This window comes from Streptomyces flavofungini (genome assembly GCF_041028215.1).
GTDB classification, from domain to species: Bacteria; Actinomycetota; Actinomycetes; order Streptomycetales; family Streptomycetaceae; genus Streptomyces; species Streptomyces flavofungini_B.
Genome location: NZ_JASKYR010001300.1, coordinates 1 through 1,298 on the forward strand (window position 1 = coordinate 1; position 1,298 = coordinate 1,298).

General features: G+C 73.0%; 1 protein-coding gene. It reads left to right on the forward strand.

Annotated features, from left to right (window positions below; all coding sequences use genetic code 11):
• On the forward strand, window positions 1-1,147 hold a 1,147-nt coding region (locus tag AB8Z36_RS40595; RefSeq protein WP_440582139.1), incomplete at its 5' end, for an MFS transporter.
• Window positions 1,148-1,298 lie beyond the last annotated feature (151 nt).

Genomic DNA, 1,298 nt, shown 5'->3' on the forward strand with positions numbered 1-1,298 from the left:
GCCCCCGAGTCGTCGGGCCGTCACCCTCCTCGCCCTGTCCCACGCCTGCGTGGACCTCTACCAAGGTGCCGTCGCCGCCCTCGTCCCCTTCTTCGTGGCCGAGCGCGCCTACGGCTACGCCGCCGCGTCCGGCATCGTGCTCGCGGCCTCGCTGCTCTCCTCCGTGGTGCAGCCGGTGTTCGGTGCGCTCACCGACAGATGGGCCATGCCCTGGCTGCTGCCCCTGAGCACACTGGTGGGCGGTGTCGGGGTCGCGCTCGCCGGACTCACCGGCGGCTACGCCCTGACCCTCGCCGTCGTCGGCGTGTCCGGCATCGGGGTCGCCGCGTACCACCCCGAGGCGGCCCGCGTCGCGCGGCGGGCGAGCCGTGGCAGTCACGCGGCCATGAGCTGGTTCTCCCTCGGCGGCAACCTCGGCTTCGCGACCGCGCCCCTGCTGGTCTCCGGCGTCGCCGCCGCCGGAGGCCTCGGCGCCTCGCCGCTCCTCGTGGTGCCCGCCGTCGCCGGGGCCGTGCTCTGCGTCACCGCGCTGCGGGGCATCAGGGCCACCGAAGCGGCGGCGCCCCAGTCGCCGTACGGAGGGACCGGCGCGGACGACTGGGCCTCCTTCCTCCGGCTCTCCGGCGCCATCGTCTGCCGTTCGGTCGTCTTCGTCGGTCTCGGCACCTTCATCTCGCTGTATGCGCGCCAGCGCACCGGGGGCGGTGAAGTGGCGGGCACGGCGGCGCTGTTCGTGCTCTACCTCGGCGGGGCGGTCGGCACGGTCGCGGGCGGGAGGCTCGCCGTCCGGTTCGGGCGTCTTCCCGTCGTACGGTGGTCGTACGCCCTCACCGGGCCCGCCGTGGCCGGGGTCGTGTTCGTTCCCGGGCCCGCGTTCTACGCCTTCGTGGTGCTCACCTCCGCCGGGCTCTACGTGCCGTTCTCCCTGCACATCACCCTCGGCCAGGACTTCCTGCCCCGGCACGTGGGTACCGCGGGCGGTGTCACCCTCGGTCTCGCCGTGAGCGTCGGCGGCCTCGCCGGTCCGCTGATCGGTGCCCTCGCCGACGCCACGTCCCTCCGGACCGCGCTGACGCCGCTCATCGCCCTGCCCCTGCTCGGCCGACTCCTGCTGCGCGAGCTGCGCGAACCGGGTTCTCGTGTCTGAGGGGTTGTCAGTGCAATTTCACATTACTACGTTACGCATCACATGGTCCGGCGAGCGACGGCGGCTGAGTAGTCATCAGATGCCTTACAGGTGTGCCTAGTTGACGTACAGGCGCATCCGGCCCCGTGCCGTCGGGTCACCCCGCCTCCCC